The following is a 24,954-nucleotide window of genomic DNA, read 5'->3' as shown; positions in this document are numbered from 1 at the left end:
TATCTCACCTTTTCGACAATCTCGCGATGATGACTCGTAGGCAGCGCATAATAAAGCTTTTGGAGGAGCGCGATTACTCACCGGGTGAGCTGGCAGTAGCATTAGAACTCCGCGGCAGAGGGGCGAAGAAGGTAATCCTCGAAGACCTGAAGGCCATACAAAAGACCCTCAAGCATGAGGGAAAGGTGCTTCTAATAAAGCCCGCCGAGTGCAGAAAGTGCGGCTTCATCTTCAGGCCGGAGATAAACATACCCTCCCGCTGTCCGAGGTGCAAGTCAGAGTGGATAGAGGAGCCGAGATTTAAGATAACACCTAAGTGATTGTCATTATGACAGGATTTATACCAATTTTTGGGAGATTATTGTCATTCGTTCAGCCCGAAGGTTTATATTAACCTTCCACCAGTATAGGGCGGAGGGAAAGGCTATGCGCAAAGTTGAGCGGTTTATGCAGGAGAAGGGCCTCAATGTTGGAGATTACGTCAGAATAATCGAAAAGGAGAACGGAAACGAGAGCATATATGAAGGAATAGTCATGAACCCCTACGAGCTCTCCACCGGCGAGACGCTTACGCTCAAGCTTGACAATGGATACAACATTGGAATCCTCGTTGACCAGATAGTTTCAGTTGAAATCATCGAGAAGGCTAAGCCAAGGGAAGAAGTAGAGTTCGAGGAAGTGTTTCCGAAGAGACCGGAGCTTCCAAACGTTGCTATCCTCGGAACGGGCGGGACCATAGCGAGCAGGATAGACTACAAGACCGGCGCCGTCCACCCGGCTTTCACTGCGGAGGAACTTGCCAAAGCGGTTCCGGAGATTTTTGAAATAGCCAACATAACGCCGAAGCTCCTCATGAACATTCTCAGTGAGGACATGCGTCCTGCGTACTGGGTCAGGATAGCCCACGAAGTTGCGGGCATGCTGAACAACGGCGAGGACGGCGTCATCATAGCCCACGGAACGGATACGATGGCCTACACCGCATCGGCTTTGAGCTTCATGCTCAGGGATTTAGGCAAGCCGGTCATACTCGTCGGCGCCCAAAGAAGCTCGGACAGGCCGAGCAGCGACGCGGCGATGAACCTCATATGCTCCGTCAGAATGGCAACAGCTGATTTCGGCGAGGTCGCCGTTGTAATGCATGGAGAGACTAGCGACACATACTGCCTCGCTCACAGGGGAACCAAGGTCAGGAAGATGCACACTAGCAGGAGGGACGCCTTCAGGAGCATAAACGATATACCGATAGCCAGAATATGGCCGGGCGGTGAGGTCGAGTTCCTCAGAAAGGACTACCGCAGAAGGACTGAAAGCGAGGTCTGGGTCGACGACGAGATGGAGGAGAAGGTCGCTCTGGTAAAGGCCTTCCCCGGAATGAGCACCGAGATAATAGACTTCTTCGTGGACAAGGGCTACAAAGGCATAGTCATAGAGGGAACCGGTCTCGGCCACGTGCCGACCTATGTCATAGACTCAATACAACGCGCTACTGAGGAAGGCGTTGCCGTCTGCATGACGAGTCAGTGCCTCTACGGCAGGGTGAATCTCAACGTTTACTCCACTGGAAGAAGGCTCCTCAAGGCGGGCGTTATTCCGTGCGAAGATATGCTTCCAGAGACGGCTTACGTCAAGCTCATGTGGGTGCTCGGCCACACTGATGATCCAAAAGAAGTCAGGGAGATGATGCTCACGAACTACGCAGGCGAAATAACGCCCTACACAAGGTTTGACACGTTCCTGAGGTGATGACAATGGCGTACGATTACGAGAAGCTCGGTCTTAAAGTCGGTCTTGAAATCCACAGACAGCTCGACACCAAGAAGTTATTCTCACCCGTTCCGAGCGAGCTGAGCGACGAGGTGGAGTTCACCTTCCAGCGCCGTTTAAGGCCAACTATAAGCGAGCTCGGAGAGATTGATCCGGCCGCTCTAGAGGAGTTCAAGAAAGGGAGGACTTACATCTACGAGGGCAGTTACGAGCTGGCAGACCTCGTTTACATTGACGAAGAACCACCACATATGCCGGACGAAGAAGCCCTCAAGGTCGCCCTCCAGATTTCATACCTCCTTAACGCCACTCCCGTTGACGAGGTTCACTTCATGCGTAAAATCGTCATAGACGGCTCCAACGTCTCCGGCTTCCAGAGGACAGCGATAATAGCCATGAACGGAAAAGTTGACACGCCCTGGGGAAGCGTTGGAATTCCGACAGTCTGCCTTGAGGAGGATGCCTGTAGAATAGTGGAAAGGAAAGACAAGGAAGTAATCTACCGTCTCGACAGGCTAGGTATTCCTCTCGTTGAAATAAGCACGACTCCGGACATACACCACCCGGAGCAGGCAAAGGTAGTCGCCAAATACATAGGCGACGCTCTGAGGGCGACGAGGAAAGTCAAGCGCGGCCTTGGAACCATCAGGCAGGACCTCAACGTTTCGATAAAGGGCGGTGCTAGGGTAGAGATCAAGGGTGTCCAGGAGCTTGACATGATACCAATCATCATTGAGAGAGAAATCGAAAGGCAGCTCAAGCTCCTCGAAATTCGTGATGAGTTGAGGAGGCGTGGAGTCAAGCCCAAGGACATCAAAGAGGAGTTCTACGACGTCACTGAGATATTCGAGAACACCGGCTCTAAGATAATAGCGCGTACGATAAAGAAGGGTGGAAAGGTCCTCGCCGTTAAGCTCCCCAAGTTCCGCGGGCTCATCGGGAAAGAGATTCAGCCCGGCAGGAGGCTCGGAACGGAGATGGCCGACAGAGCCAAGAAATACGTGAAGGGCATCTTCCACATTGATGAGTTACCGAATTATGGAATTACAGAATTAGAGGTTAATGCAGTTATCGAAAAACTCGGTCTCGGCGAGGATGACGCCTTCGTCCTCGTCGCCGCAGAGGAGGAAACTGCCAAGAAAGCACTCCGCGAGGTTCTCCAGAGGGCGAAGGAGGCTATAGACGGCGTGCCGGAGGAAACAAGGAGAGCTTTGCCCGATGGAAACACCCAGTACATGCGCCCGCTTCCCGGTAAGGCGAGGATGTATCCTGAGACGGACATACCTCCAATACTCATCACCGACGAGCTGAAGGACGAGATACTTGCCAACCTGCCAGAGCTCCCACAGGAGAGGGTCGAGCGCTATGTGAAGGAGTACAAGATCGACAAGAGCCTTGCTGAAACCCTCGTGAACGACGAACGCGACGAGCTCTTCGAAGAGCTCATAGCGAAGGGCGTCAAGCCGTCCCTCGCTGCATCAATACTCGTCGTCGTACTCAAGGGTCTCAAGAAGGAGGTTCCCATCGAAAACATCACCGACGAGCACATCAGGGAGACTTTCGAGCTTTATCTCAACGGCAAGATAGCCAAGGAGGCCTTCGAGGAGATATTCAAGGAACTCGCGCTTCACCCGGAGAAGACGGCCCAGCAGGTTGCTGAAGAAAAGGGCCTGACGCTACTCAGCGAGGAGGAAGTTGAGCGCATAATAGACGAAGTCATCCAGCAGAACATCGAAGTCATAAAGGCTAAGGGTATGGGAGCGATGGGCATGATAATGGGCCGCGCTATGGCGAAGCTCCGCGGAAGGGCCGACGGAAAGCTCGTGAGCCAGCTCGTGAAGAAAAAGATTCAGGATTTGGTAACCACCTAAATCCCCTGCATTTTTCTTATTTTAAACTTCAGATAGCCAAAGAAAACTGCATTGATATGGAAATGAGTTGTGTGTATGAATATCTCTTTTACCTTTAGGAAATTCTCGAAGCTCATAACAGCGAGCTCCCTTAGAGTATCTTTTTCAAATATTAGTATCGAACTGTTGGAAATTCTGTTATCAAATGCTTCGAGGGGGTCGTAGGTTAGCGTTGGAGGCTTTTTCACTTTATCAAGCCGTATACTGCGATAATTCTTTGATATTAACTCGTCAAAGAGGGTAAAAGACCCTTTCATAAATCCCGAGGGATGACCGATCACTTTTATTTCAATTGGCTCTACGAACTCATTCCCTGTGTAGTAGGCAAGTGTGGTTTTTTCTTTTATATTTGCCTGTTCAAAAACTGCGAACAGAGTACCGAGGTAAGTATCCAACACAGTTTGTGGCTCAATGTTCCTGTCATGGAGCTCTTGAAGTAGCAATTTTTTCCCCTCTCGACATTCAAGACGGAGCAACTTGTAACCATTTGAGTCAATTATATAAACTCCCCTATCAGCTAAGAACGTGGCATACTCTGGATGACGGATTGGAATGTCCTCAAACAGAAGCTCAAAAAGCTTTGGGGTGGAGCTTATAAAAACTTCTTTACAGGCATCAAACTCCGTTTTAGCCCTGATCATTCATAACACCATATGGATTAGAGAGGTATTCTTTAAAATAGTTTTGTGGGAATAGCTGGGTCAGAGCATCGGCTCCTCATCACTCTTCAGAGTGAGGGAAATGGTCATCATCCCCAGAACACATTTCTTCGAGGATTTTTAAGCGTTAAGTAAGAATGGAAAGGAGCTCAACGGCCAAGCTCCTTGTGAGCCTTGGCGAGGTGCTTCGCCGCTATTGCCGCTAACAAGGAGAGCTCGCCAGCAAGGACGGCACCTGCTATTATCTCTGCGAACTTCTTGGCGTTCGTTCCAGGTGGATCACCACCACCGGCGACTCCCATGATGCTCAGGGCTTCCCTCTGGGTCGGAACCCTAGTTCCACCACCGACGGTTCCTATCTCGAGGCTTGGCATTGTTATGCTGATGTAGAGGTCCCCTTCTGGGGTAACCTCCGCAAGAGTTATGCCGTGGGCTCCTTCCGTAATCTGTGCCTCGTCCTGGCCCGTTGCAAGGAATATCGCGCCCACAATGTTGGCGAAGTGGGCGTTGAAGCCGTAGGAGCCAGCCTGGGCTGACCCCACAAGGTTCTTGCGGTAGTTGACCTCTGCTATGAGCTCCGGAGTGGTTTTCAGCTTTTTCTCAACGATCTCGCGCGGGATCACCGCTTCGGCTATCACAGTCTTGCCCCTTCCATTGATGAAGTTCATTGCGTTGGGCTTCTTGTCAACGCAGAGGTTTCCTGAGAGGGCGAGATACTTAACGTCCGGAAACTCCTCCTCGATGACCTTCATTATCTCCTCGCTTGAGATGGTGACCATGTTCATGCCCATGGCGTCGCCGGTCTCGAACTCAAACCTCAGATAGAGGTTATTGCCGACGATGAAGGGCTTAACGTCGCGGAGCTTCCCGTGCCGCGTAACTTTAGAGACAGCCTTTTCCTGGAGATAGTCAATGTTTGCCTTGACCCACTCCGCAACCTCTCTTGCTCTTCTCGCGTCCGGACACTTTAGGAGCGGCGCACGGGTCATTTTATCGCCTATGATTGTTGTCTTGACACCGCCGGCCGCCGTCAATGCAGAGCAACCGCGGTTGACTGAAGCGACTAATGCACCCTCCGTCGTTGCGAGCGGAATGTAGAACTCTCCCTTGGCGTATTCACCGTTAATTTTGAGCGGTCCGGCAACGCCCATCGGTATCTGAACAACGCCTATCATGTTCTCGATGTTCCTTCCAATGACTTGGTTGGGGTCTATGGAGTAATGTCCAATGTTCTCGAGGCTTATCCCAAACTTTTTCTCGAGGGCTTTCCTTCTTATTTCAGTGGCGAGCTTCTTGTCGCCGTTTGTATATTTTTCAACCTGATGGAGCTTTATTTCTCCGCCAGCTACCTTCTCCACGAGCTCTTCCATGTTCATTCCAACACCTCCAGAAATCAGCCGAATATCCATTCTTCGAGGACTTCCCCGGTTTCCCGGAAGGCTATGGCAGCATCACTGTTAGGATAGTACTTAATGATGGGGACACCTACATTGATGGCCTCCGGAACTTTGTTATCAAAGGGTATCCATCCAAGAACTGGAACATTGAGGTCTTCCTCAACGGCCTCTATAATCTTGTCAACTATGTCCTCGGACTCTCTGACTTTGTTCAGTATCACACCAATGTTGAGATTGTATCTCTCACCGAGGGCTTTCAGCTTTTCTATCTCGTTCTTAACCATTACCTCGAAAGAGTATATTGGAGAGCGCTCTATTTCAACTACTATAATCTGGTAGTTGGCAAGTTCAAAGGTAGGAAGCGTGTCAAATGGAATTCCCGTGGGTGAGTCCACGAAAACAACTCCGAACTTGTACTTGACTCTATCCAGAATATCCACCAGTCTCTTTGGAGAGATGCCCAGAACATCCTGAAGCTGTGTGCTTCCTGGCATCACGTGAACTCCTGTCTGAGGATGTTTGTAGATGGCCCATTCAGGATCAAGGTCGGGATTTTTGAGAAGCGAGTGGAGAGTGTACTTTACAGTGTCAAGTGCGAAGTGAAAACCGAGGTTAGGCAGGTACAGGTCACCATCAACGGCAAGAACACGGTATTCCCTCATGGCCAGGAAAGTGCTGAGGTTAGCCGTAGTGGTAGTTTTTCCCGCACCTCCTCGCCCGGTCACGACTATCAGCGCCATCTTTAGACCCCCTTTACTCATTGGAAAATACTCAAAGGAGAATATAAGGTTTCCGATAATCCATCAGGAAAACTATTGTTTACATCATTGCACCTTCGCAAAAGGTTTATATCGCCCCGCCATTTAGATAAGCATGTAAACATTAAGGAGATGGTTGCTATGGCCGAAAAGATGCCGGCGATCGTTAAGACGAAGCCCGCCTACGGTGCGGAGCTCGTTGAAGTTGACATCCCCAAGCCCGGTCCTGGAGAGGTTCTCATTAAGGTTCTCGCCACCAGCATCTGTGGAACTGACCTGCACATCTACGAATGGAACGAATGGGCGCAGAGCAGGATAAAACCTCCCCAGATAATGGGTCACGAAGTCGCCGGAGAGGTCATCGAGGTTGGTCCCGGCGTCGATACAATCCAGGTTGGGGACTACATTTCAGCTGAGACTCACATAGTCTGTGGAAAATGTTATGCCTGCAAGCATAACCGCTACCATGTCTGCCAGAACACAAAGATATTCGGCGTTGACATGGACGGCGTCTTTGCCGAATACGCGATAGTTCCTGCCCAGAACGCCTGGAAGAACCCAAAGGACATGCCTCCCGAGTACGCAACCCTCCAAGAGCCCCTTGGAAACGCCGTTGATACGGTTCTTGCTGGCCCAATAGCCGGAAGGAGCACGCTCATCACTGGCGCCGGTCCGCTCGGTCTCCTCGGCATAGCCGTTGCCGAGGCCAGCGGTGCTTATCCTGTCATCGTCAGCGAGCCGAGCGAGTTTAGGCGCGAGCTGGCAAAGAAAGTCGGTGCGGACTACGTCGTCAACCCCTTCGAGGAGGATCCAGTTAAGTTCGTTATGGACATAACTGATGGAGCCGGTGTTGAGGTCTTCCTCGAGTTCAGCGGCGCTCCTAAGGCCCTTGAACAGGGCCTCCAGGCGGTAACGCCGGGAGGAAGGGTCTCGCTGCTCGGCCTCTTCCCGAGAGAGGTTACCTTTGACATCAACAACCTCGTAATCTTCAAGGCCCTTGAAGTACACGGAATAACCGGAAGGCACCTCTGGGAGACCTGGTACACCGTTTCGAGCCTTATCCAGAGTGGCAAGCTCAACCTCGATCCAATAATAACCCACAAGTACAAGGGCTTCGACAAGTTTGAGGAGGCTTTTGAGCTCATGCGCGCCGGCAAGACTGGAAAGGTCGTCTTCTTCCCCCACAAGAAGTGAGTTTTTCTCCTTTTTCTTTCACCGCAATTCTTAAGTAACTCTTCTCAAACTCAACCCAAGGAGGTGGCCCTATGGAGCTTAGCTACCAAGAGAAGCTGACGCTCATAAAACTTAACGAGTTGAAGAAGGCTAAATTCGACGAGCTCGTTGAAAAAACCGGTCTCGACCAAGTCGCAGTCATGAGAGCCGTTCTCTGGCTTCAGAGCAAAGGTCTGGCGAGGCTCCACGAGAAGAGTGAGAGGATAGTAAAGCTAACCGGGACTGGTAAGAAATATGCCCAAATTGGACTGCCAGAATGGAGAGCTCTGAAAGTCCTCAGGGAGAAGGGCAAAGTTACACTCGATGACCTCAAAGAAGTCCTCAGCGAGGACGAGCTGAAGCCGATAGTTGGCCTCCTCAAGAAGGAGGGTTGGGCAAGCGTTAGGAAGGAGAATGGAAAGCTCGTCCTCGAGATAACGGAGAAGGGCCTTAAAGCCGAGGAGAGGGCAATTGACAGGGCACTGAAGCTCCTCGCCGAGAAAGAAGCTATCCCCGTCAGGGAGATTGAGAACATCATCAAGGTGAACGACCTCAAGAGAAGGAAGATAGCCGAAGAAGACACCGTAACCGAAAGAACCGTCGAGATAACACCCGAAGGAGAGGAGCTCGTAAATAAAGGCCTTGAGCTCAAGGAGGAAGTCTCAACACTCACGCCGGAGCTCATAAAGTCTGGAAAGTGGCGTGAGGTCGAGTTCAAGCGCTTCAACATCCAAGCGCCGGTGAGAAGGATTTATCCCGGCAAGAAGCAGCCCTACAGGGCATTCCTCGACAAGATAAGGAGAAGGCTCATAGAGATGGGCTTCATTGAGATGACTGTTGACAGCCTCATAGAGACGCAGTTCTGGAACTTCGACGCTCTCTTCCAGCCCCAGAACCATCCCGCGAGGGAATGGACAGACACTTACCAGCTCAAATACCCGAAGAGTGGCTACCTACCTAATGAAGAACTCGTCGAGAGGGTTAAGACCGCCCACGAGAGAGGCATAGCTGGCTCACGCGGCTGGGGCTACGTCTGGAGTCCGGAGAGGGCCATGCTGCTGATGCCGAGAGCCCACGGTACCGCCCTGAGCGGCAGGCAGCTTGCTGAAGGTGTCGAGATCCCAGGTAAATACTTCACGATACAGCGCGTTTTCAGGCCCGACGTCTTGGACAGGACGCACCTTATAGAGTTCAACCAGGTGGACGGTTTCGTGGTTGGCGAAGACCTCAACTTCAGGCATCTCTTAGGTATACTCAAGCGCTTCGCCGTTGAGATCGCCGGAGCCAAGAAAGTCAAGTTCCTGCCAGACTATTATCCGTTCACTGAGCCGAGCGTACAGATGAGCGCCTACCATCCCGAGCTCGGCTGGGTCGAGTTCGGCGGCGCTGGAATATTCAGAGAGGAAATGACGATGGCCCTGGGCATAGACGTTCCTGTAATAGCGTGGGGAATCGGAATTGACAGACTTGCCATGTTCAAACTCGGAATCGACGACATAAGGTATCTCTTCAGCTACGACCTGAGGTGGCTGAGGGAGGCGAGGCTGGTCTGGTAAAGGGGTGATGCTCATGCCAAAGTTCGATGTTTCGAAGGCGGATTTAGAGAGACTCGTCGGAAAGAGCTTCACCGTTGAGGAATGGGAAGACCTATTCCTCTACGCAAAATGCGAGCTCGACGACGTCTGGGAGGAGAACGGTCAGATCTACTTCAAGGCAGACTCGAAGGACACCAACAGACCAGACCTCTGGAGCGCTGAGGGAATAGCGAGGCAGATACGATGGGCACTTGGGATGGCGAAGGGCCTGCCGAAGTATGAGGTCGAAAAGAGCGACGTCGTTGTTTACGTCGATGAAAAGCTGAAAAATATCAGACCCTACGGTGTCTATGCCATCGTTGAGGGCCTCAGCCTCGACGATGAGGCCCTCAAGCAGATGATCAACCTCCAGGAAAAGGTGGCGCTAACGTTCGGAAGGCGCAGAAGGGAAGTTGCAATAGGCATCTTCGACTTCGACAAGGTCAAGCCGCCAATTTATTACCGTGCCGCTGAGAAGACTGAGAAGTTCGTTCCGCTGGGCTTTGAGGAGGAGATGAGTCTCGAAGAAATCCTCGAGAAGCACGAGAAGGGCAAGGAATACGGTCATCTGATAAAGGACAAGCCATATTATCCGCTCCTCGTTGACAGCGAGGGCAACGTTCTTTCCATGCCACCGATTATCAACTCCGAGCTCACCGGAAGGGTAACCACCGAGACCAAGAACGTTTTCGTCGACGTCACTGGCTGGGACTTAAACAAGATTATGCTCGCCCTTAACGTTGTCGTCACTGCTCTGGCCGAGCGCGGAGGGAAGATAAAGAGTGTAAAGGTCGTTTACGGAGACTTCGAGATAGAGACACCCGACCTAACTCCGAAGGAGTTCGAGGTTGAGTTCGAGTACATCAGGAAGCTCGCAGGGATAGCTCTGAGCGACGAAGAAATCAAGGAGCTCCTCGAGAAGACGTTCTACAAGGTGGAACTCGAAAATGGAAAGGCCAAGCTCAAGTATCCGGCATTCCGCGATGACATAATGCACGCCCGCGATGTGCTCGAAGACGTCCTCATAGCCTACGGCTACAACGAGATCAAACCGGAGGAGCCGAAGCTTGCCGTCCAGGGCAGGGGAGACAAGTTCGTTGAGTTCGAAGACGTCGTGAGGGAGCTCATGGTTGGCTACGGCCTTCAGGAGGTCATGACCTTCAACTTGACCAACAGGGAGGCTCAGTACACCAAGATGAACCTTCAATTCGGAGAGCATCTCCCCGAGGAGTACGGCAACCACCCGCCGGCGAGACTCGTGGAAATAGAGAATCCCATAAGTCCCAAGTGGTCCGCTTTGAGGGCATGGCTGATTCCCAGCTTAATGGAGTTCCTGAGCCAGAACACCCATGAGGAGTACCCGCAGAGAATATTCGAGGTCGGAAAGACCACGCTCATAAACGAGAACAGGGAGACAAAGACCGTAAGCGAGAGCAAGCTTGCAGTTGCCATAGCCCATCCACGTGTAACTTTCACGGAAGTTAAAGAGATTCTCGACAGCGTTATGCACCACCTCGGCTTCGAGTATGAGCTGAAAGAGACCGATCACAGCAGCTTCATCTCAGGAAGGGTCGGAAAAATCCTCGTGAACGGCCAGGAAATAGGAATAATTGGGGAGATACATCCCCAGGTGCTGGAAAACTGGGGAATAGAAATGCCGGTAGCGGCCTTTGAGATCTTTCTGAGGCCGCTCTACAGGGAGCCGTATCTCTGACCTTTCTCATTATCTATCTTTTCGTTTTGAATAGAAAAGTGTGATGAAAATATCGGGTTGGCGTCTTTTCCGACATTTTTTGAGTTCCCACCCAAGTTCTTAAGAACGAACTGCCACATGATATCAAAGTTTACGATGTTTATGAAGACTTCAGGTTCAATTGCTGATTCCACTTGGTGATCACCTCCTTCAACTCTTTTTAAGTTGATAATCTTAAGGCCATTTTATTAAACATTTCGAAAAGTTTTGAAGATATCTGTCAAAATTTGCCCAATTTTTACACATATTGTTGTCATAATGCCAACAAATTGAACACCAAAAAGGCTTTAACTTTACCTAACAACTTCCCATCATGAGACTTGCCCTTCGTATAGCTTACGACGGAACTGCCTTTTATGGCTTTCAGAGGCAACCAGACCTTAGAACCGTTGAGGGGGAAATCATTAGGGTTCTCACTAAGCTGGGCATAATAGAGGATGTTGAGAGCTCCAACTTCAAGGGTGCATCAAGAACTGATCGTGGCGTTTCTGCGTTCTTCAACGTTGTGGCCTTTGACGTCGCTTCGAGGCCGGATCTAGTCAGGCCTGAGGTGCTCAACTTTCACCTGAAGGACGTCTGGGTTCTCGGAGTTGCCGAGGTTCCGGAGGATTTCCATCCCCGCTTCTGGGCCAAGTCAAAGACCTACCACTATTACCTCATTGATGAGGGGTTTGATGAAAAGGCTATGAGAGAGTGCGCAAAGCTCTTCGTCGGAACCCACGACTTCTCGGCCTTTGCAAGGCTTGAGCCCCACAAAGACCCCGTGAGAGAACTGATTAGAATTGATATCATTAAACGTCAGGGATACTACGTAATTGAGCTCGAAGGCAAAAGCTTCCTGTGGGAGATGGCCAGAAGAATAGTAAATGCACTCCGCTTCTGTGGACTGGGTCTCCTGACGGGGGAAGAAGTGGAGAGGATGCTCAACGGCGAGTACTCCAGGAAAATTCCGCCGGCGAGACCGGAGGGGTTGGTGCTGTGGAGGATAGAATACGAGGGCATCGAGTTCAGAGGGGACGAGAAAGGAATCAGAAAAGCAAAACGCGACCTCTTCGAACGCTATTCAGAGGCATTAACTAGAGCCGCGTTATTTGGCGACCTTCTTCTTGGTCTTTAGGTTCATCTCCCTGTCATAATAGCGGCCGTAGTACTGCTTCAGGGCTTTCTGCCTCTCAAGGAAGTGCGTGAAGAGCAGCGGATCGTCGTCTTGGATGTCAACTATAACGGCCTTCATGCCCTTCTTGGGCCTTAAAGCCCTGCCTATGGTCTGGATGGTCATTATGTCGCTCTTACCGCCGCCGGCGAGGATTATGGCAGAGATTTCCGGTATGTCAACGCCCTCCTTGAGCAGCGTGGACACGAGAACGGGAATCTTTCCTTCTTTGAAGTTCTCGAGTATCTCCCACCTGTTCGGACTCTTTGAGCTGAGGAACTCGGCCTTTATCCCTTCCTTCTCAAGCATCTCCTTCAGTATCTTGCCGTGCTCTATCCTCTTAACGTCGATGAGAACACGGTGGCCTTTCCTAGCAAGCTCAACGGCCTTTCTAATTATCGCCCTGTTCCTCTCATCGTTGTTCATTATCATATCCTCGTAGAGCTCCTTGTAGCGCTCACTGAAGGACGGCATGCTGGACTCGTAAGTTACTATCTCAAAGCGAGGCTTTGCAAGGAAACCTTCCCGGATCAGGTCTTCGGCGCGGACTTCGAATATCGTCGGACCCACAACGGCCTCTATCTTTATCTCCTCCCCCCTGATCCGCCTCCAGGGAGTGGCAGAGAGACCGAAGCGGTACACCTGAGGCAAGGAAAGGCCCAGCTGATAGAACTTCTCGGCTGCAGATGTTCTGTGGCATTCATCGAACATGACTATCGCATAGTCGTTCTGCAGCTTATCGGCACCTCTGGAGAGGAGCGTCTGTATCATCGCTATGGTCACAGCCCTTTCTTCCCACTTGTTGTCGCCCACTATTCCGGGCTCGACACCAAGGACTTCCCTTACCTTGTCGGCCCACTGATAGAGGAGCTCCTTCGTGTGAACCACTATCAATGCGGATAGGTCAAGTTCATGGATTATCCTCAGTCCAACGACCGTCTTTCCGCTTCCAACGGGAAGGGAGAGAACTCCTATCTTCTCCTTCAGGGCTTTCTTTACGGCTCTTTGCTGGTATTTGCGCATAATGTAGTTCTCGTTCCAGGTGGAGTTGAGCTTAACTCCCCTAACCTGGCGCTCATCCTTTACCCTGACCCGATAACCCTTGGAGTTGAGGAATTTCTTGACTCTGGGAAGAACCCCTACCGGAAATGTCTTCTCGTATGGGTCGTAGAGGCTTTCCGGCTTCTCCCATTTGCCAAAGTCCTTCTTGTAGGTCAGTAGTTCGTAGATTCTGAAGTACACCTGAGGATCAGCTTTCTCGATGTAGACCAGTGCAGAGCCGTCTGGAATACGAAGGACTACCACGGGCATGGCCAATCGCTGGGAGTTTGGAAAAAGGCTTTATAGACCTTTTGGAACAGTAGTCTAAGGTGATAAAATGCTGAGGGAAATCATCGAGCACTTTAATGATACGGTCGTCATTGATGAGCCCGTTAGCAAGGAGCTTGAGGTAACGCGCTATTTGCTGAAATACAAAGATACACCCGTTCTCTTCAGAAACGTGGACGGCTGGGAAGTTGTAGGAAACATCTGGTCAACGAGGGAGAGAATAGCGGAATATCTTGGGATCAGGAAGGAAGAAATTCTCCACCTCATAGCAGATGCCATGGAAAACCCCATGCCGTATCAGATGGTCAAGAACGCCCCGTTCATGGAGAGTTCTACCAGAGACTTCTCCCTCAAGGAGCTCCCAATTCCAAAGTACTACCCGAAGGACGGCGGTCAGTACTTTACCTCTGCTATGGTCATCGCTAAGGACGAAAATGGCTTTGTTAACATGTCTTTCCATAGAATGATGGTTATCGACGAGAAGCGCGTCGCGATAAGGCTTGTGCCAAGGCACCTCTATTCGATGTGGAAGGATAAAGCGGAGCGCGGAGAGGAACTCGACGTTAGGATAGTCGTCGGCAATCCCATACACCTTCTCCTCGCCGGAGCAACGAGTGTAGCCTACGGCGTGAGTGAACTCGAGATAGCGTCGGCTATAAGCCAGAGGGCCTTTGGAAAGCCTCTCGAAGTCATTGAGATTGGTGGCATTCCCGTTCCAGTTGAGAGCGAGTTCGTCTTTGAGGCCAAGATACTTCCGGAGCTCACCGATGAGGGCCCCTTCGTGGACATAACCGGGACCTACGACTACGTAAGGAAGCAGCCTGTAGTGGTCTTCGAGAGAATGCACCACGTGGAGAATCCAATATTCCACGCCCTCCTGCCCGGCGGCTACGAGCACTACATGCTCATGGGCCTCCCGAAGGAGCCCCAGATATACGCGAGCGTGAAGAGGGTCGTCCCCAAGGTTCACGGTGTCCGCCTAACGGAGGGTGGGGCAATGTGGCTCCACGCGGTCGTCAGCATAACCAAGCAGCACGATGGCGACGGAAAGAACGCGATTTTAGCGGCATTTGCGGGACACCCGAGCCTGAAACACGTCGTCGTTGTGGACGAGGACATCAACATATACGATGACAGGGAAATTGAGTGGGCGATAGCGACGCGCTTCCAGGCCGATAGAGATCTTGTGGTAGTGCCCAACGCCCGCGGAAGCTCCCTCGACCCCTCGGCTGAAAAGAGCCTCACCGCAAAGTGGGGAATCGACGCCACAAAGCCGCTTGATAAAAAGGAAGAGTTCGAGAGGGCAAAACTCTGATTCTCTATTTTATTTCTGAAGACGGCCAAAATCCCCCTCAAAAAGGAAAAGAAAGTTATTCAATCATATTGAGAAAGATCTCCTCGAGGCTGGGCTCCTTGACCTGCATCGTAAGTATCTTAGCACCCTGTGATGCTACGAAGTCATGGATTTCTTCCCTGATGTCTCCCGGAGCCACGATGCGGTACTTCCTCTCTCCCAGAGGCGTGACGGCCCACTCAGCTCCACTGAAGTCAATGGACTTGTTTGTCTCGAGGACTATCGTGTAGCCGGCCCTCATGAGGAACTCGCGCTTGATGTTGTCAAGGTTGTCCTCAACGCGGAGCTTGCCCTTGACTATGACGCCAACGGTGTCGCATATCTCCTCCACGTGGGCAAGGATGTGCGACGAGAAGAACACAGTCTTTCCAGCCTTCTTCTGCTCCCTGATGATTTCCTTGAACTCCGCTATTCCCGTTGGGTCAAGACCCGTCATAGGTTCATCGAGGATCAAAAGCTCAGGATCATTGATGAGCGCCTGGGCAAGAAGCAGACGCTGGCGCATTCCCTTGGAGAACTTGCCCACCTTTTTGTCCCTGACTTCCCACAGGTTGACGAGCTGGAGGAGCTCCTTCGCGCGCTTCTCCCTCTCGGTCTTTGGAATTCCGAAGGCCTCACCGATTATATCAAGCGTCTGCATTGGAGTAAGGAATTCCCAGAGGGTGGCGTGCTCGGGCATGTAGCCTATTCTTCTCTTAGCCTCGACGAGCTTGTTCTCGTCGTACTTTCCGTCCCTGAAGACCTCCTCACCGAAGAGCTCTATCCTTCCCTCCTGGGGGAAGATTAGACCAAGGACGCTCAGGATGGTAGTGCTCTTTCCGGCACCGTTCGGCCCGAGGAAACCGTATATCTGGCCGTGCTTCACCTCGAGGTTGAGGCCGTCCAAAGCTCTAACGTCCTTGTAAACCTTGACCAGGTTCTCAATCCTCAGCATGAGCATCACCTCAGATCCATCCTGCTGAACCTGTAAAATCCGACGATCAAATAGAGGAGGGTCATCCCGACTATTATCCCGAAATTCACGAGGTTGTGGCTTATGGCGTATGCCATACCTCTGTATTCAGGATTTCCGGCACCTTCGTCGATGGTTGTTCCAACGTCCCCTGTGATTACCCCTACCTGGGAAGTAGGCACGTAGAAGAGATATTTGGTGGTGTAATCCTTCTGCAGTTGCTTGACGTCACTCATGCTCATATCTGGGTTGTCCATCATCTCCTTAAACACAAGGTAGCCTACAATGTTTGGCATGATGAGGAACAGCACGAAGACCAGAACCAGGGCCGCTCCAAGGGCAGAGCTCGAGGACTTTATGAGAGTCGAGAGTATGTATCCGAGGGCAACGAGCTGAAGCATCGCCAGGAGGAGCAACATGTTCAGGAGCAGAACGTCTGTCACGAGCTGGCCGCTCAGCGGAACGCCAAGGTAGACAACCCCTAGAACGCCAATTAGCGTTGAGAGGAGCAGGGCGATGAAGAGAACCACTGCATGGGCAAGGAATTTGCCGCCTATGTAGCTCAGCCTCTTTATGGGTTTGCTCATCGCAACGCGGAGAGTTCCCTTTTCTATCTCACTGTTTATTGCCGTAGCACCCATGAGAAGGGCGAGTATTCCAATGAAGAAGCCCGCCATGCCCGTGACGAACTGTATCAGAAACGTCATGGCGGCCTCAACGGTGAAATCCTGCGCCCCCATGCTCTTCATGATGTAGAACACAGGAATGTAAAGAAGCGCCATTATGCCGAGTATTACCCAGAGCTTCTTCGTTCGAAGGCTCTGCTTAAACTCGAGCTGAAATCCCCACCACATACAATTCACCTCCGATTATTAGTGTTACCGTGAAAGAGCTTCCAATCACGTTGACAACTAATCTCAGAAGTATAAAAATTTTGCCTTTTAGGTGGGATTGATAAAAACGAAGGGGCTAAGAAAGGCTACAGAATGGTAAGCTCCAGAACCTTTTCGGCCTTGTTACAGTGCTTTTTTAGTCTCTCCTTAACCTCCTCATTGCCACCGAGAACCGGCCATAAAATCGAGTCAATATGAAGCGGCGGGATTGAAACTTCCTCGGCTATCTTTTGCCAGAAGCTAACCGGCGGCTCATTTGTGAATCGCTTGGTGTAGGCGTTTATCCTCACATCGTCGGGGATTTCTATGGCCATCGGATAAGGGACGAACTCCCCAAAGGCTATCCTCCCGGCATAGCCGAACATCTTGACAGCAAAGACAATTGTCTTAGCGTTCTTCTTTGAACCAAGCACCATAGCCAGGTCGTCTCTGAGCGCTCCCATGTCGTTGAAGTAGTATCTTCTGAGGTCGTCAAGGGTTAGTTCCTTGAGAAAAGGTTCGAGCTTCTCAAGCCGCTTTATCTTCCCAGCGACGAGACGCCTGTTAGTTCTCGAAACCGGAAGAAACTCAGCGTAGGCCTCGGCTATGCTATCAGTTGGAGGGTTCTCAGAGAAATATTGCGAGAACTCCCACCACCACCGCTCGCCCTTAGCGGTCAGCTGGTAGCTGACTATCGAGTTAGCAATAACGAGCTTTATGAAGACCTCATCGTCATCTAGGTTCTCGTGCAGGTTCCTGAGAGCATCAAACTGAAGGTCAACATTTTCCTCAATTGTCTTTGCGCAATCGAGGCCAAGCTCTCTTAAGAGTTCCTTTAGACGGGCAACTTTTGCTTCATCGACTTTGTACTTTACCCTGATAAAGCGGTCGAGGGTCAACTTTCCCCACCCATCACATTCTTTAGGAGCCTTTCAAGAAAGACGTTCTCCCCGGCTATCTCGGCACCTTTATTCCTCGGAAGGCCCAGCTCAACCCTCGCTCTAATTCCGTGTTCCCGAAGGTAATCGTGGGCTTCAGCACTCAGTCTTGCGAACTCACTCTTGAGTATCAGCCCATAAACCGTCGGTCCCCAGGAGCTCTGGCCATACCCGTAGGTTTTCTGAGCCAAAAAGTCGAGTATCAGCTTAATGTCCTCCCTGAACTCGCCACCCTGGTAGGCTTCGAAGTGCTTACCGACGAGGCTCTGAATTGCCGAGAGGTGTTCGCCGAAGGTTTTTACGTCCCTCTCTTTGAGCGCTGGAAGGAGACCGAGCAGAATTCTATGGGATATCTCCATCGCGACGTCCACCCTTCCAACAACTCCTGCCATGACGGGCTTTTCTTCCTCTTCATCGAGGCCGGGCTCCAGCTCGGGGATTATGAGGAGAAATGCCCAGCTATCGGGGAAATCCTCGCGGAAGATGAGCGGGGGTATGCCACCCTTAACACCGCCGTCTATCACAAAACCTCCGTATTTAAAGGAGTAGATGCCTGCTCCACCGTTTTTACCTCTGCCGAGAACCTTTGCAAGCTCCTCAACGGAAACGTTTAGATTCCTGAGCCTTGCTATCCCGCTCGCCACCGCGAGGCTTAGCTGGGTTGTTGAGCCAAGACCAACGTGTCTCGGAATGGCCTTTCTAACCTCTACGAGATAGTTAACGCCCGTTTCATAGTAGGAGTTCATCCTCTTTATCGCGAACTCTATCGTCTCCCTGTCTTCGCCATCAGCGGCTATCTCCATGGAGTCACTCTCGACTATCTTAATCTCATAGCCACCCTCCAGGGCAACTCCAAGGCTTCCAAAGCGTCTTCCAAATGTAGCGGAAGGGTCAATGAGCCCGAGGTGGAGCCTCCTGGGAGTACGGATTATCATGAACACCACCGGAGAAAGTTGATGCATATGCTTTTAACCGTTGGCAAAAACTTTTTAGGATGAATTTAATTACATTCTGCGGTGATAACATGCAGGGGAGTGAAAATCTGGGCCTCGAGGAGCTGATGGTGTGGATGCTTTACCTGGTGGCGTTCCTGCCGTTTTTTGTATCAGTTACTGCAGGGGGTGCCCTCCTCGTGCTTGCCGAGGTGTACTTTGTTCTTGTGCTGGCCAAGAACGGCAGGGACGTGATCCAGCTTCCCGTACCTGGGGGATTTATTCTCCTGAACGCCGTCCTCATATGGAGCGACATGAGCTGGGAAATACGGCACGTGCTCACAGCCCTCGCGACCCTAACATTTATACTCTGGGGCATCAAGCTCAGTACCGAGGTGAAACCATGAAGTTTGCAGGGGTTGATTTGAGCAAGCCAAAGATAATGGGGGTCATCAACGTCTCACCCGAAAGCTTCTACAAAGGAAGCGTCAAAAATGACAAAGAAAAGCTGATAGAAACCGCGGTGAAGATGGTGGAGGAGGGAGCCGCTTTTATTGATATCGGGGCGAAATCAACTGCTCCCTACCTTGAGACTCAAATTCCGCTTGAGGAGGAGATAAGAAGGGCAGTGTGGGCGATAAAGACCATCAGGGAGCACGTTGACGTTCCGATAAGTATAGACACCACCAGTGCGAAGGTCGCGGAGGAAGCCCTCAAGGCTGGTGCTGACATCATAAACGACGTTACCGGCCTCAAAGGCGATGAGAAAATGGCCGAAGTGGCTAAAGAATACGGCGCCCCGGTGATAGTCTGCGCCCACGGAGAAGTACGGAACCTCAGCGACCCGGTTCACACCGTCATAGACTTCCTTGGGGAGAGCATAACCATAGCCGAAAAGCACGGCATTGAGGAAATTGCTGTCGATCCAGCCATCGGATTCCTCCGCCCGGAGTGGCCGCCCTGGTACGAGTGGGACTCCAAAGTCATAGCAAACCTCAACGCCCTCAAGATATTCGGCAGGCCGATACTCATTGGTGTTTCGAGAAAGTCGTTCATCGGAGCAATAACCGGCAGAAAAGACCCCTCGGAAAGGCTTCCGGGAAGTTTGGCGGCCACAGCAATAGCCATCCTCAAGGGTGCTAACATAGTGAGAACACACGATGTGAAGGAAACGCTCGATGCTGTTAAGATAGCAGACTTCATAAGGCGGTTCGCGCCTTAGCTTTCACTTCTTTCCACTCCTCCACGAGGGTGGCCAGAAGGGACAGCGCGACAGGGCCGATTATAATGCCGACGAATCCGAAGGCCAGAAAACCTCCAAAAATACCGACAAGGGAAACCAGTGCGTTTACACCCTTCTCCCTGACCGCTATTCTCGGCCTGAGCAGAACATCCGGAAGCGGCGAGATAAAAACGATGCCGTAGAAAGCGAAGAGAATGCCCCCAAGGACGTTACCCTCATTGATGAGGTACACAGTTCCCGCAAGCCAGACCACCCATCCGCCAAATACCGGGAGGAGCTCGAATATAACTGTGAAAATTCCCGCAGCGATCGCACCGCCCGTTTCAGCCATTCCAAAGAGCAAAAAGCCAGCAGTAGCAAATATTCCCTTGAGAACGCTAAGGGAGAGCCAGCCACGCAGGAGGTTGTGGAGGGTTTCGCCAGCCCTTTCGAGAAGCTTTATCGCCAGCTCTCGGTTCTCCGGAGGCAGGAGGGAGTAGACCTCGCGCTTTATCGCCCTGGCGTTGACGAGGATGCCGTAGAAGGCGAAGACCATCACTATTGCCTGGAGAGAGAGCTTGGGAAGGGAGTAGGTGTAGCCGAGGATGTACTCCTCGAAGCGCTTCGGTATGTCCTCGGCGAGCTTCTGAACGAGCTCGTAGAGCGAGGGTGGGAGGTTGAAGGTGAGGAGCCATGTGAAGAAGCCGTCTATGTAGTGAGCGAGCGAGTGCTTGACGTCGTTCATCCACAAAGCAAAGCCTATTATGAAAAGAAACGTCAAGATTGTCAGGAGTATGGTCATCGTAAATGCAGAAAGCCGGTTGCCCATCCTTCTGGCAAGCCTTTCATGGAATGGGTAAAGTATGTAGGCAAGGGTCACGGCTATGATGATAGGGGAAAGGATAGGGCTAACCGTCTCCCATACAAGGTAAAGGACTATGAGGGAAACCGCTATCCATACGGCAGCTTCAAGCTCCATCCAGCATCCCCAGGTACTTGAGTATCAGCTCTCTCGCGCTCGGCTTGTTGAAGACGAAGAGCACTCCCCTGCCCTCGTCAAGGATGAAGTTCTTCCCAAGGACTAATAAACCTTTCTTGAGCTTGTGGATCTCGGCTTTCTCAAAGTCGATGACATCTTTAACCTCTTCCGGAGCATTTATCTCCGCAAGAGCCTTTTCAAGCCTGTTGAGGACGCTCTGGTTGAGGAACTTTATCGGGCTTGGTCTGAAATCTTCAGCCTTTATCTCGCCCGCATCCATATAGATGCCCCAGAACTCCTTGGCGCACTCGAAGGGGTAGACGTAGTCCTCGCCGTAGTCCGGCAGGTAGAGCTCCTTTATGATGGCCAGCAGAACCCTTCTGGCATCGCTCCCATAGAACTCTATCCTGAGGTTGAACTTCCCATCCTCGAAGCCGTTCTCAAACACCTCGAGCTTCTCCTCGCACAGCAAGCTCCCACCCCCTCAGTCCGTCTTCAGGTAGGGACCAACATAGCGGGGGTCGAGGAGGAGAGCCGTGCTTCCGAATATGGCAAAATTCGAAGATGAGCGACCGCTGTAAATCACTATTCTCGGGTTGGTCACATTAAGCATCTCCTCAAGCACCTTGACAGCGTAGTCCAGGTCGCCGGTCTCATCTACGAGGCTTCCGGTGACGTTCATGGCAAACCACGTCCTTCCGGTAGCGTACTCCTTCGTCTCGTTGAGACTCATGCCCCTGCCACTGCTCACGGCCTGGAGGAAAGCCTGGAAGTAAGTGTCAACACTCGCGGTTATCATAGCCTTCTCTTCTTCGGTTAAACCTCTCCACTCGGCGCCCATGTCTTTGTAGGGGCCTGTTTTGAAGACCTCCACCTTTATCCCGTTCATCTCGTAGTTCTGCTGAAGGTTATAGTGGACGTAGATGACCCCTATGCTCCCAACCTCAGCAAGCGGGTCGGCGATTATCTTCTCCGCCCCAACCGCTATGTAGTAGCCTCCCGAAGCCGCTATCCCACCGGTATAAGCTACGACAGGCTTTATGAGGTTGAGCTTCTTAACAGTGGCGTATATCTCCCTCACAGGACCGACGTAGCCGCCGGGACTCTCTATCCACAGCACGACGCCCCCGATGGAATCATTTTCAGCGATGTCTCTAAGAACCGGGATAATGCTAAGGGCGGTGTACTCGTCGATAAGCCCGAAGATGGGAACGATGGCTATGGTGGTGTTGCCCTCAGGGAGGTTCTTCTCCCTCAGCTGAACTTTAAGGAAATCAAGCTGCCTCTGGAGCTCGTCTATCTGGAGCTTGTAGGCCGTAACGTTGCAGCTTGCGTTGAGGGACCCTTCAACTATGACCGTGCTTGTGACGTTTGAAGGTACGTAGTTCTGGAGCTCGGAGTTCTGCATGTAGAGCAGAACAACCGCTATGCTGGATGCCGCAAGGAGAAGAATGAGAATTGCCGAGACGTATTTCCAGATGTTTTCCCCCATTCGCTCACCCACGTATAGTCTGGACTGAGACTTTTAAACTCTGCCCCTCGCTAAGCTTTTATATCCAGCGCTCTACTCTTGTGTAGGTGGTAGCATGGAGATAGGCGTAACGGTTTACCCACATTTCGTCACGAAGGACAAAACGCTCGCCTCGATTCTGGCCGACGTCAAGATAAAGAACTACGACTTCGTCTCGATATTCCCGCACACCCTTGGACTTATCAAGAACGGTGTCGTCGTCGAAAAGAAGCTCAGGAACGTAGAAACGACCCTCCGCGGCGTTGGCATCGACTACATAGTGAGGATGCCAACCTCGGTCAATCTGCGCGACCACATCTACTATACCCGGCACTTCAGAGTTGCCAGGGCGGTGGCAGACGTCGCCATAAAGCTCGGCGCTAAGGTCATCGTCATGCAGAGCGGCAGAACCGGAAGGCTCGACCTCGAAATAGAGGCCATCCAGCAGTTAGCGGATATGGTCGCCCCGTTCGGTATAAAGATAGCCCTCGAGAACACCTTCAGCGTCAAGGACACGCTCTACGTCGTCGACAACGTAGATAGAGAGAACGTTGGCTTTGCGCTCGACGTCGCCCACGCCTTCCTGAGCGCCCAGGGAGACGCTGACAAGCTCCTCGAGGACGTCAAGCTCGGAACCGACAAGACGGTCATCCTCATGATACACGACAACTTCGGAAAGTTCTTCCCACAGGTCGAACCCGAGGATGCCCTGGCTTATGGTGTCGGCGACCTACACCTTATGCCAGGGGAGGGAAGCATACCCTTCGGAAAGGTGCTCAGGCTCTTCGGCGAAGTCCCGCTCCTGCTGAAGGTCAAGGACCCTGAGAAGTTCGCCAAGGTACCGACGAAGCAGGGACTTATAGAGTTACTGACGAGCCTATAAGTCCAGCCTTCCCTTTATAACTTTGAAAACCTCAGCAAAAGCCCTCCCTATCGCCTCTTTTCTCCTTGAGAAGTGAGTAACATCCTCGGTGAAGTTTTCCTTCAAAATCTCCACGGCCTCCTCAACCGTTATCTTCTCCTCAAGCCAGGCGTAGGCAAAGATGGCTTCCGCTATGTCCCCCTTGCCGTGTTTATCTGTCCTCGGCGGAACCACGTGCCTCAGACCGGAGAGCTCGAGGGCGATGCTCAGGGAAGCGTTCGGGACCCTTTCGCCTGTTGGTCTTCCAAGGTACTCGCTTAAGGCCAGCGAGAACACGAAGTTGATCAGTGAATCGCCGAACTTTGACAGTCCCTTGTCCGTGAAGTTCCTCTCGTACTTCAAGCTCTCACCCATCCCTTCTCGGAGAGCCAGGCTTTAAGGTTTTTGAGATATGGGACCGTTGAAGTCAGGATTATAGTGTAGAGAAGGGCCGTTAGGCCAAGGCTATAGGCGACGTAGGCCCCGTCGCTGAAAATTCTAAGCGTTAGACGGTCTATCAGGGCCACCATCCCCCAGTTAGGATTCTTTAGATGCACGTGGAACCAGAAGGAAGTGGGCTGCATTATGGGCCAGAAACCTGCATAGACTACAGTTCCCAGAGCTAGAGCCGAAAGGAAGCCCCTTCCCCGAAAGGTAATAATGACAAGGAAAGCCACGAGAGGGGCTAGGTACTGGGGATTGACCCTCCAGAAAGTGGCAACGAAAACGATGTAGGCGAGAGAAGTCGAGACGAACAAATCCCTCTCAAAGGCATGCCTCAGGAAGACGAGTGCAAATAGAAGGGCCGCGGGGATGTACCAGCGCTCGAGAAAAACCAGCGTATCAATTCCCCTCGTCTGGTGGAGGTAGGTGGCGAGGCTCGAAACTCCGTTCAAGCTGTAAGAAATCGGCAGCGTGTAGCAGACGTTCATTCCCCTCAAAAGTTCCGGTAGGGACCAAATGCTCGAAGGACATAGGAGTAACATCGGAAGGAAAGGAATCAAAGCACCGAAGAAAAAGGGGGCAAGTCTCTTAACGCCTGACTTCCCATCAAGAAGGGCATCCCAGAGGGAAACGAGGACCGGAAAAAGGAGGGTGTGCTTGACGGTTAGGGTAAAGCCATAGAGCGCGTAGGGGAGCTTTTCTCTCCTGGTCGATAGGTAGAGGCCAATCAGGAAGAAGAGGAGAGCTAACTGGTCGAACATGCCGTAGACTGCTGAAACGTAAATAGTTATCGGATTCAGATAGTATAGGGCTGTTCCCAGGACGGCAACTTTTTCGCCCCGTCCCCTGAGAAGGAGGTACAAGGTAACGACCGCGAGAGTGTCCGCAGCTATGAAAACCAGTTTGACGGAGAAAGCCCAAGCTGGGTCAACGTAAACGTAGTATGTTTCCCCGCTCCAAAAGGCCTCGACAGAGCCCCCAACAATTGAGCGGATCAGCGCGAGAAGGTACGCCAGAACCGGACCGTAGACGTAGGGCCAGGGATAGGGCCAGCCCTTCCCAATGTAGCTAATTGAATCGGCATAGGCATAGAAACAGGCCTTATACTCCAGCATCGTTCCTGCGAAGCCGTAGAACTGGGCCAAGTCGCTGCCGGCCGAATAAGGGGCAAGCACGAGTCTCACCACAAGCCCCAGGAGGATCACAGCAATTAGCGCCGCCGGAGGATGCTTCAATCATTCCACCTCACGAAGGGTCGAAATGTTTCAACTTAAAGTTAGAACAGTCCAGGATTTAAGGGTTTTGGATGTAGACTAGAAAGTTGGAAAAAGAGTGGGG

General features: G+C 51.7%; 25 protein-coding genes. 11 read left to right on the top strand and 14 right to left on the bottom strand.

Annotated elements, in window-relative coordinates:
* Positions 1-26: 26 nt before the first annotated feature.
* The 3 genes from E3E26_RS05430 to gatE all read left to right on the top strand — a co-directional run bounded on the left by E3E26_RS05430 (position 27) and on the right by gatE (position 3,638).
* Complete coding sequence (locus tag E3E26_RS05430) at positions 27-320, top strand: transcriptional regulator (RefSeq protein ID WP_167900324.1); 294 nt, start codon at positions 27-29, stop codon at positions 318-320.
* 106 nt (positions 321-426) lie between these two features.
* Positions 427-1,746 carry a Glu-tRNA(Gln) amidotransferase subunit GatD gene (gene gatD / locus E3E26_RS05425; protein ID WP_167900323.1) on the top strand — a complete coding sequence of 440 codons (1,320 nt, stop codon included), beginning with the start codon at positions 427-429 and terminating at the stop codon, positions 1,744-1,746.
* Positions 1,746-3,638 carry a Glu-tRNA(Gln) amidotransferase subunit GatE gene (gatE, locus tag E3E26_RS05420; protein ID WP_167900322.1) on the top strand — a complete coding sequence of 631 codons (1,893 nt, stop codon included), beginning with the start codon at positions 1,746-1,748 and terminating at the stop codon, positions 3,636-3,638. Before gatD ends, gatE begins: the two co-directional genes overlap by 1 nt.
* Here the strand turns inward: gatE and E3E26_RS05415 are convergent.
* The 3 genes from E3E26_RS05415 to E3E26_RS05405 all read right to left on the bottom strand — a co-directional run bounded on the left by E3E26_RS05415 (position 3,635) and on the right by E3E26_RS05405 (position 6,473).
* Positions 3,635-4,318 carry a hypothetical protein gene (locus tag E3E26_RS05415; protein WP_167900321.1) on the bottom strand — a complete coding sequence of 228 codons (684 nt, stop codon included), beginning with the start codon at positions 4,316-4,318 and terminating at the stop codon, positions 3,635-3,637. The two genes, gatE and E3E26_RS05415, sit on opposite strands and share 4 nt — an antisense overlap.
* A gap of 167 nt (positions 4,319-4,485) precedes the next feature.
* Positions 4,486-5,712: a hydroxymethylglutaryl-CoA reductase (NADPH) gene (gene hmgA / locus E3E26_RS05410; RefSeq protein WP_167900320.1), complete on the bottom strand. Its 1,227-nt coding sequence runs from the start codon at positions 5,710-5,712 to the stop codon at positions 4,486-4,488.
* A 17-nt stretch (positions 5,713-5,729) separates the two neighbouring features.
* Complete coding sequence (locus tag E3E26_RS05405) at positions 5,730-6,473, bottom strand: MinD/ParA family protein (protein ID WP_167900712.1); 744 nt, start codon at positions 6,471-6,473, stop codon at positions 5,730-5,732.
* A gap of 159 nt (positions 6,474-6,632) precedes the next feature.
* On the opposite strand from E3E26_RS05405, the gene tdh reads away from it, so the two are divergent.
* The 3 genes from tdh (at position 6,633) to pheT (ending at position 10,991) form a co-directional block, all read left to right on the top strand.
* Positions 6,633-7,685: an L-threonine 3-dehydrogenase gene (gene tdh / locus E3E26_RS05400; protein ID WP_167900319.1), complete on the top strand. Its 1,053-nt coding sequence runs from the start codon at positions 6,633-6,635 to the stop codon at positions 7,683-7,685.
* Positions 7,686-7,756: 71 nt separating this feature from the next.
* Positions 7,757-9,259, top strand: coding sequence for a phenylalanine--tRNA ligase subunit alpha (locus E3E26_RS05395; RefSeq protein ID WP_167900318.1), 1,503 nt, complete (start codon positions 7,757-7,759; stop codon positions 9,257-9,259).
* Positions 9,260-9,272: 13 nt separating this feature from the next.
* A complete protein-coding gene (gene pheT / locus E3E26_RS05390; RefSeq protein ID WP_167900711.1) occupies positions 9,273-10,991 on the top strand; it encodes a phenylalanine--tRNA ligase subunit beta in 1,719 nt (572 codons plus the stop codon).
* On the opposite strand, the gene E3E26_RS05385 is transcribed toward pheT, so the two are convergent.
* Positions 10,970-11,164, bottom strand: a complete 195-nt coding sequence (locus tag E3E26_RS05385) for a hypothetical protein (RefSeq protein ID WP_167900317.1) — start codon at positions 11,162-11,164, stop codon at positions 10,970-10,972. The two genes, pheT and E3E26_RS05385, sit on opposite strands and share 22 nt — an antisense overlap.
* Positions 11,165-11,343: 179 nt before the next feature.
* Here E3E26_RS05385 and truA point away from each other — a divergent pair, with 179 nt between their 5' ends.
* A complete protein-coding gene (truA, locus tag E3E26_RS05380) occupies positions 11,344-12,147 on the top strand; it encodes a tRNA pseudouridine(38-40) synthase TruA (protein WP_167900316.1) in 804 nt (267 codons plus the stop codon).
* Here the strand turns inward: truA and E3E26_RS05375 are convergent.
* Entirely contained in the window at positions 12,118-13,494 is a 1,377-nt protein-coding gene (locus E3E26_RS05375) for a DEAD/DEAH box helicase (RefSeq protein ID WP_206204367.1), read from the bottom strand. The two genes, truA and E3E26_RS05375, sit on opposite strands and share 30 nt — an antisense overlap.
* Before the next feature lie 67 nt (positions 13,495-13,561).
* On the opposite strand from E3E26_RS05375, the gene E3E26_RS05370 reads away from it, so the two are divergent.
* A complete protein-coding gene (locus E3E26_RS05370; protein ID WP_167900315.1) occupies positions 13,562-14,827 on the top strand; it encodes a UbiD family decarboxylase in 1,266 nt (421 codons plus the stop codon).
* Positions 14,828-14,882: 55 nt separating this feature from the next.
* On the opposite strand, the gene E3E26_RS05365 is transcribed toward E3E26_RS05370, so the two are convergent.
* From E3E26_RS05365 to E3E26_RS05350, 4 genes are all read right to left on the bottom strand, one after another.
* Positions 14,883-15,800: an ABC transporter ATP-binding protein gene (locus tag E3E26_RS05365; protein WP_167900709.1), complete on the bottom strand. Its 918-nt coding sequence runs from the start codon at positions 15,798-15,800 to the stop codon at positions 14,883-14,885.
* Positions 15,801-15,805: 5 nt separating this feature from the next.
* Positions 15,806-16,672 carry an ABC transporter permease subunit gene (locus E3E26_RS05360; protein ID WP_167900314.1) on the bottom strand — a complete coding sequence of 289 codons (867 nt, stop codon included), beginning with the start codon at positions 16,670-16,672 and terminating at the stop codon, positions 15,806-15,808.
* A 125-nt stretch (positions 16,673-16,797) separates the two neighbouring features.
* Positions 16,798-17,589, bottom strand: coding sequence for an N-glycosylase/DNA lyase (locus E3E26_RS05355; protein WP_167900313.1), 792 nt, complete (start codon positions 17,587-17,589; stop codon positions 16,798-16,800).
* A complete protein-coding gene (locus tag E3E26_RS05350; protein WP_167900708.1) occupies positions 17,586-18,563 on the bottom strand; it encodes a beta-ribofuranosylaminobenzene 5'-phosphate synthase family protein in 978 nt (325 codons plus the stop codon). Before E3E26_RS05350 ends, E3E26_RS05355 begins: the two co-directional genes overlap by 4 nt.
* A gap of 59 nt (positions 18,564-18,622) precedes the next feature.
* Between E3E26_RS05350 and E3E26_RS05345 the strand changes: the two genes are divergently transcribed.
* Both E3E26_RS05345 and folP read left to right on the top strand, forming a co-directional pair.
* Positions 18,623-18,967: a hypothetical protein gene (locus tag E3E26_RS05345; protein WP_167900312.1), complete on the top strand. Its 345-nt coding sequence runs from the start codon at positions 18,623-18,625 to the stop codon at positions 18,965-18,967.
* Entirely contained in the window at positions 18,964-19,782 is an 819-nt protein-coding gene (folP, locus tag E3E26_RS05340; RefSeq protein ID WP_167900311.1) for a dihydropteroate synthase, read from the top strand. The genes E3E26_RS05345 and folP overlap by 4 nt, the downstream gene beginning before the upstream one ends.
* Here folP and E3E26_RS05335 read toward each other — a convergent pair.
* Genes E3E26_RS05335 through sppA form a run of 3 tightly spaced genes read right to left on the bottom strand, consistent with a single transcriptional unit; the run spans position 19,760 to position 22,253 of the window.
* On the bottom strand, positions 19,760-20,761 hold the full coding sequence (locus tag E3E26_RS05335) for an AI-2E family transporter (protein ID WP_167900310.1): 1,002 nt from the start codon (positions 20,759-20,761) through the stop codon (positions 19,760-19,762). The two genes, folP and E3E26_RS05335, sit on opposite strands and share 23 nt — an antisense overlap.
* Complete coding sequence (locus E3E26_RS05330; protein ID WP_167900309.1) at positions 20,751-21,233, bottom strand: PH1570 family protein; 483 nt, start codon at positions 21,231-21,233, stop codon at positions 20,751-20,753. Before E3E26_RS05330 ends, E3E26_RS05335 begins: the two co-directional genes overlap by 11 nt.
* Positions 21,234-21,245: 12 nt before the next feature.
* The gene (sppA, locus tag E3E26_RS05325; RefSeq protein WP_167900308.1) at positions 21,246-22,253 is read right to left on the bottom strand and encodes a signal peptide peptidase SppA; all 1,008 of its coding nucleotides are present in this window, start codon (positions 22,251-22,253) and stop codon (positions 21,246-21,248) included.
* Positions 22,254-22,347: 94 nt separating this feature from the next.
* Here sppA and E3E26_RS05320 point away from each other — a divergent pair, with 94 nt between their 5' ends.
* Positions 22,348-23,154: a sugar phosphate isomerase/epimerase gene (locus E3E26_RS05320; RefSeq protein WP_167900307.1), complete on the top strand. Its 807-nt coding sequence runs from the start codon at positions 22,348-22,350 to the stop codon at positions 23,152-23,154.
* Here E3E26_RS05320 and E3E26_RS05315 read toward each other — a convergent pair.
* On the bottom strand, positions 23,149-23,547 hold the full coding sequence (locus E3E26_RS05315; RefSeq protein ID WP_370520091.1) for a ribonuclease III family protein: 399 nt from the start codon (positions 23,545-23,547) through the stop codon (positions 23,149-23,151). The two genes, E3E26_RS05320 and E3E26_RS05315, sit on opposite strands and share 6 nt — an antisense overlap.
* The gene (locus E3E26_RS05310; protein WP_167900306.1) at positions 23,532-24,851 is read right to left on the bottom strand and encodes a hypothetical protein; all 1,320 of its coding nucleotides are present in this window, start codon (positions 24,849-24,851) and stop codon (positions 23,532-23,534) included. Before E3E26_RS05310 ends, E3E26_RS05315 begins: the two co-directional genes overlap by 16 nt.
* Positions 24,852-24,954: the final 103 nt, after the last annotated feature.

The organism is Thermococcus sp. LS1 (assembly GCF_012027395.1).
GTDB lineage: Archaea > Methanobacteriota_B > Thermococci > Thermococcales > Thermococcaceae > Thermococcus.
The sequence above is the reverse complement of the archived record's forward strand: the minus strand, read 5'-3'. Positions and strand labels throughout refer to the sequence as shown.

What these genes read in the sequence shown, in the direction of transcription:
- E3E26_RS05430 (WP_167900324.1), top strand. Translation starts at nt 27, where the DNA reads ATGATGACTCGTAGGCAGCGCATAATAAAGCTTTTGGAGGAGCGCGAT.
- gatD (WP_167900323.1), top strand. Translation starts at nt 427, where the DNA reads ATGCGCAAAGTTGAGCGGTTTATGCAGGAGAAGGGCCTCAATGTTGGA.
- gatE (WP_167900322.1), top strand. Translation starts at nt 1,746, where the DNA reads ATGACAATGGCGTACGATTACGAGAAGCTCGGTCTTAAAGTCGGTCTT.
- E3E26_RS05415 (WP_167900321.1), bottom strand. Translation starts at nt 4,318, where the DNA reads ATGATCAGGGCTAAAACGGAGTTTGATGCCTGTAAAGAAGTTTTTATA.
- hmgA (WP_167900320.1), bottom strand. Translation starts at nt 5,712, where the DNA reads ATGAACATGGAAGAGCTCGTGGAGAAGGTAGCTGGCGGAGAAATAAAG.
- E3E26_RS05405 (WP_167900712.1), bottom strand. Translation starts at nt 6,473, where the DNA reads ATGGCGCTGATAGTCGTGACCGGGCGAGGAGGTGCGGGAAAAACTACC.
- tdh (WP_167900319.1), top strand. Translation starts at nt 6,633, where the DNA reads ATGGCCGAAAAGATGCCGGCGATCGTTAAGACGAAGCCCGCCTACGGT.
- E3E26_RS05395 (WP_167900318.1), top strand. Translation starts at nt 7,757, where the DNA reads ATGGAGCTTAGCTACCAAGAGAAGCTGACGCTCATAAAACTTAACGAG.
- pheT (WP_167900711.1), top strand. Translation starts at nt 9,273, where the DNA reads ATGCCAAAGTTCGATGTTTCGAAGGCGGATTTAGAGAGACTCGTCGGA.
- truA (WP_167900316.1), top strand. Translation starts at nt 11,344, where the DNA reads ATGAGACTTGCCCTTCGTATAGCTTACGACGGAACTGCCTTTTATGGC.
- E3E26_RS05375 (WP_206204367.1), bottom strand. Translation starts at nt 13,494, where the DNA reads ATGCCCGTGGTAGTCCTTCGTATTCCAGACGGCTCTGCACTGGTCTAC.
- E3E26_RS05370 (WP_167900315.1), top strand. Translation starts at nt 13,562, where the DNA reads ATGCTGAGGGAAATCATCGAGCACTTTAATGATACGGTCGTCATTGAT.
- E3E26_RS05365 (WP_167900709.1), bottom strand. Translation starts at nt 15,800, where the DNA reads ATGCTGAGGATTGAGAACCTGGTCAAGGTTTACAAGGACGTTAGAGCT.
- E3E26_RS05360 (WP_167900314.1), bottom strand. Translation starts at nt 16,672, where the DNA reads ATGTGGTGGGGATTTCAGCTCGAGTTTAAGCAGAGCCTTCGAACGAAG.
- E3E26_RS05350 (WP_167900708.1), bottom strand. Translation starts at nt 18,563, where the DNA reads ATGATAATCCGTACTCCCAGGAGGCTCCACCTCGGGCTCATTGACCCT.
- E3E26_RS05345 (WP_167900312.1), top strand. Translation starts at nt 18,623, where the DNA reads ATGAATTTAATTACATTCTGCGGTGATAACATGCAGGGGAGTGAAAAT.
- folP (WP_167900311.1), top strand. Translation starts at nt 18,964, where the DNA reads ATGAAGTTTGCAGGGGTTGATTTGAGCAAGCCAAAGATAATGGGGGTC.
- E3E26_RS05335 (WP_167900310.1), bottom strand. Translation starts at nt 20,761, where the DNA reads ATGGAGCTTGAAGCTGCCGTATGGATAGCGGTTTCCCTCATAGTCCTT.
- sppA (WP_167900308.1), bottom strand. Translation starts at nt 22,253, where the DNA reads ATGGGGGAAAACATCTGGAAATACGTCTCGGCAATTCTCATTCTTCTC.
- E3E26_RS05320 (WP_167900307.1), top strand. Translation starts at nt 22,348, where the DNA reads ATGGAGATAGGCGTAACGGTTTACCCACATTTCGTCACGAAGGACAAA.
- E3E26_RS05315 (WP_370520091.1), bottom strand. Translation starts at nt 23,547, where the DNA reads ATGGGTGAGAGCTTGAAGTACGAGAGGAACTTCACGGACAAGGGACTG.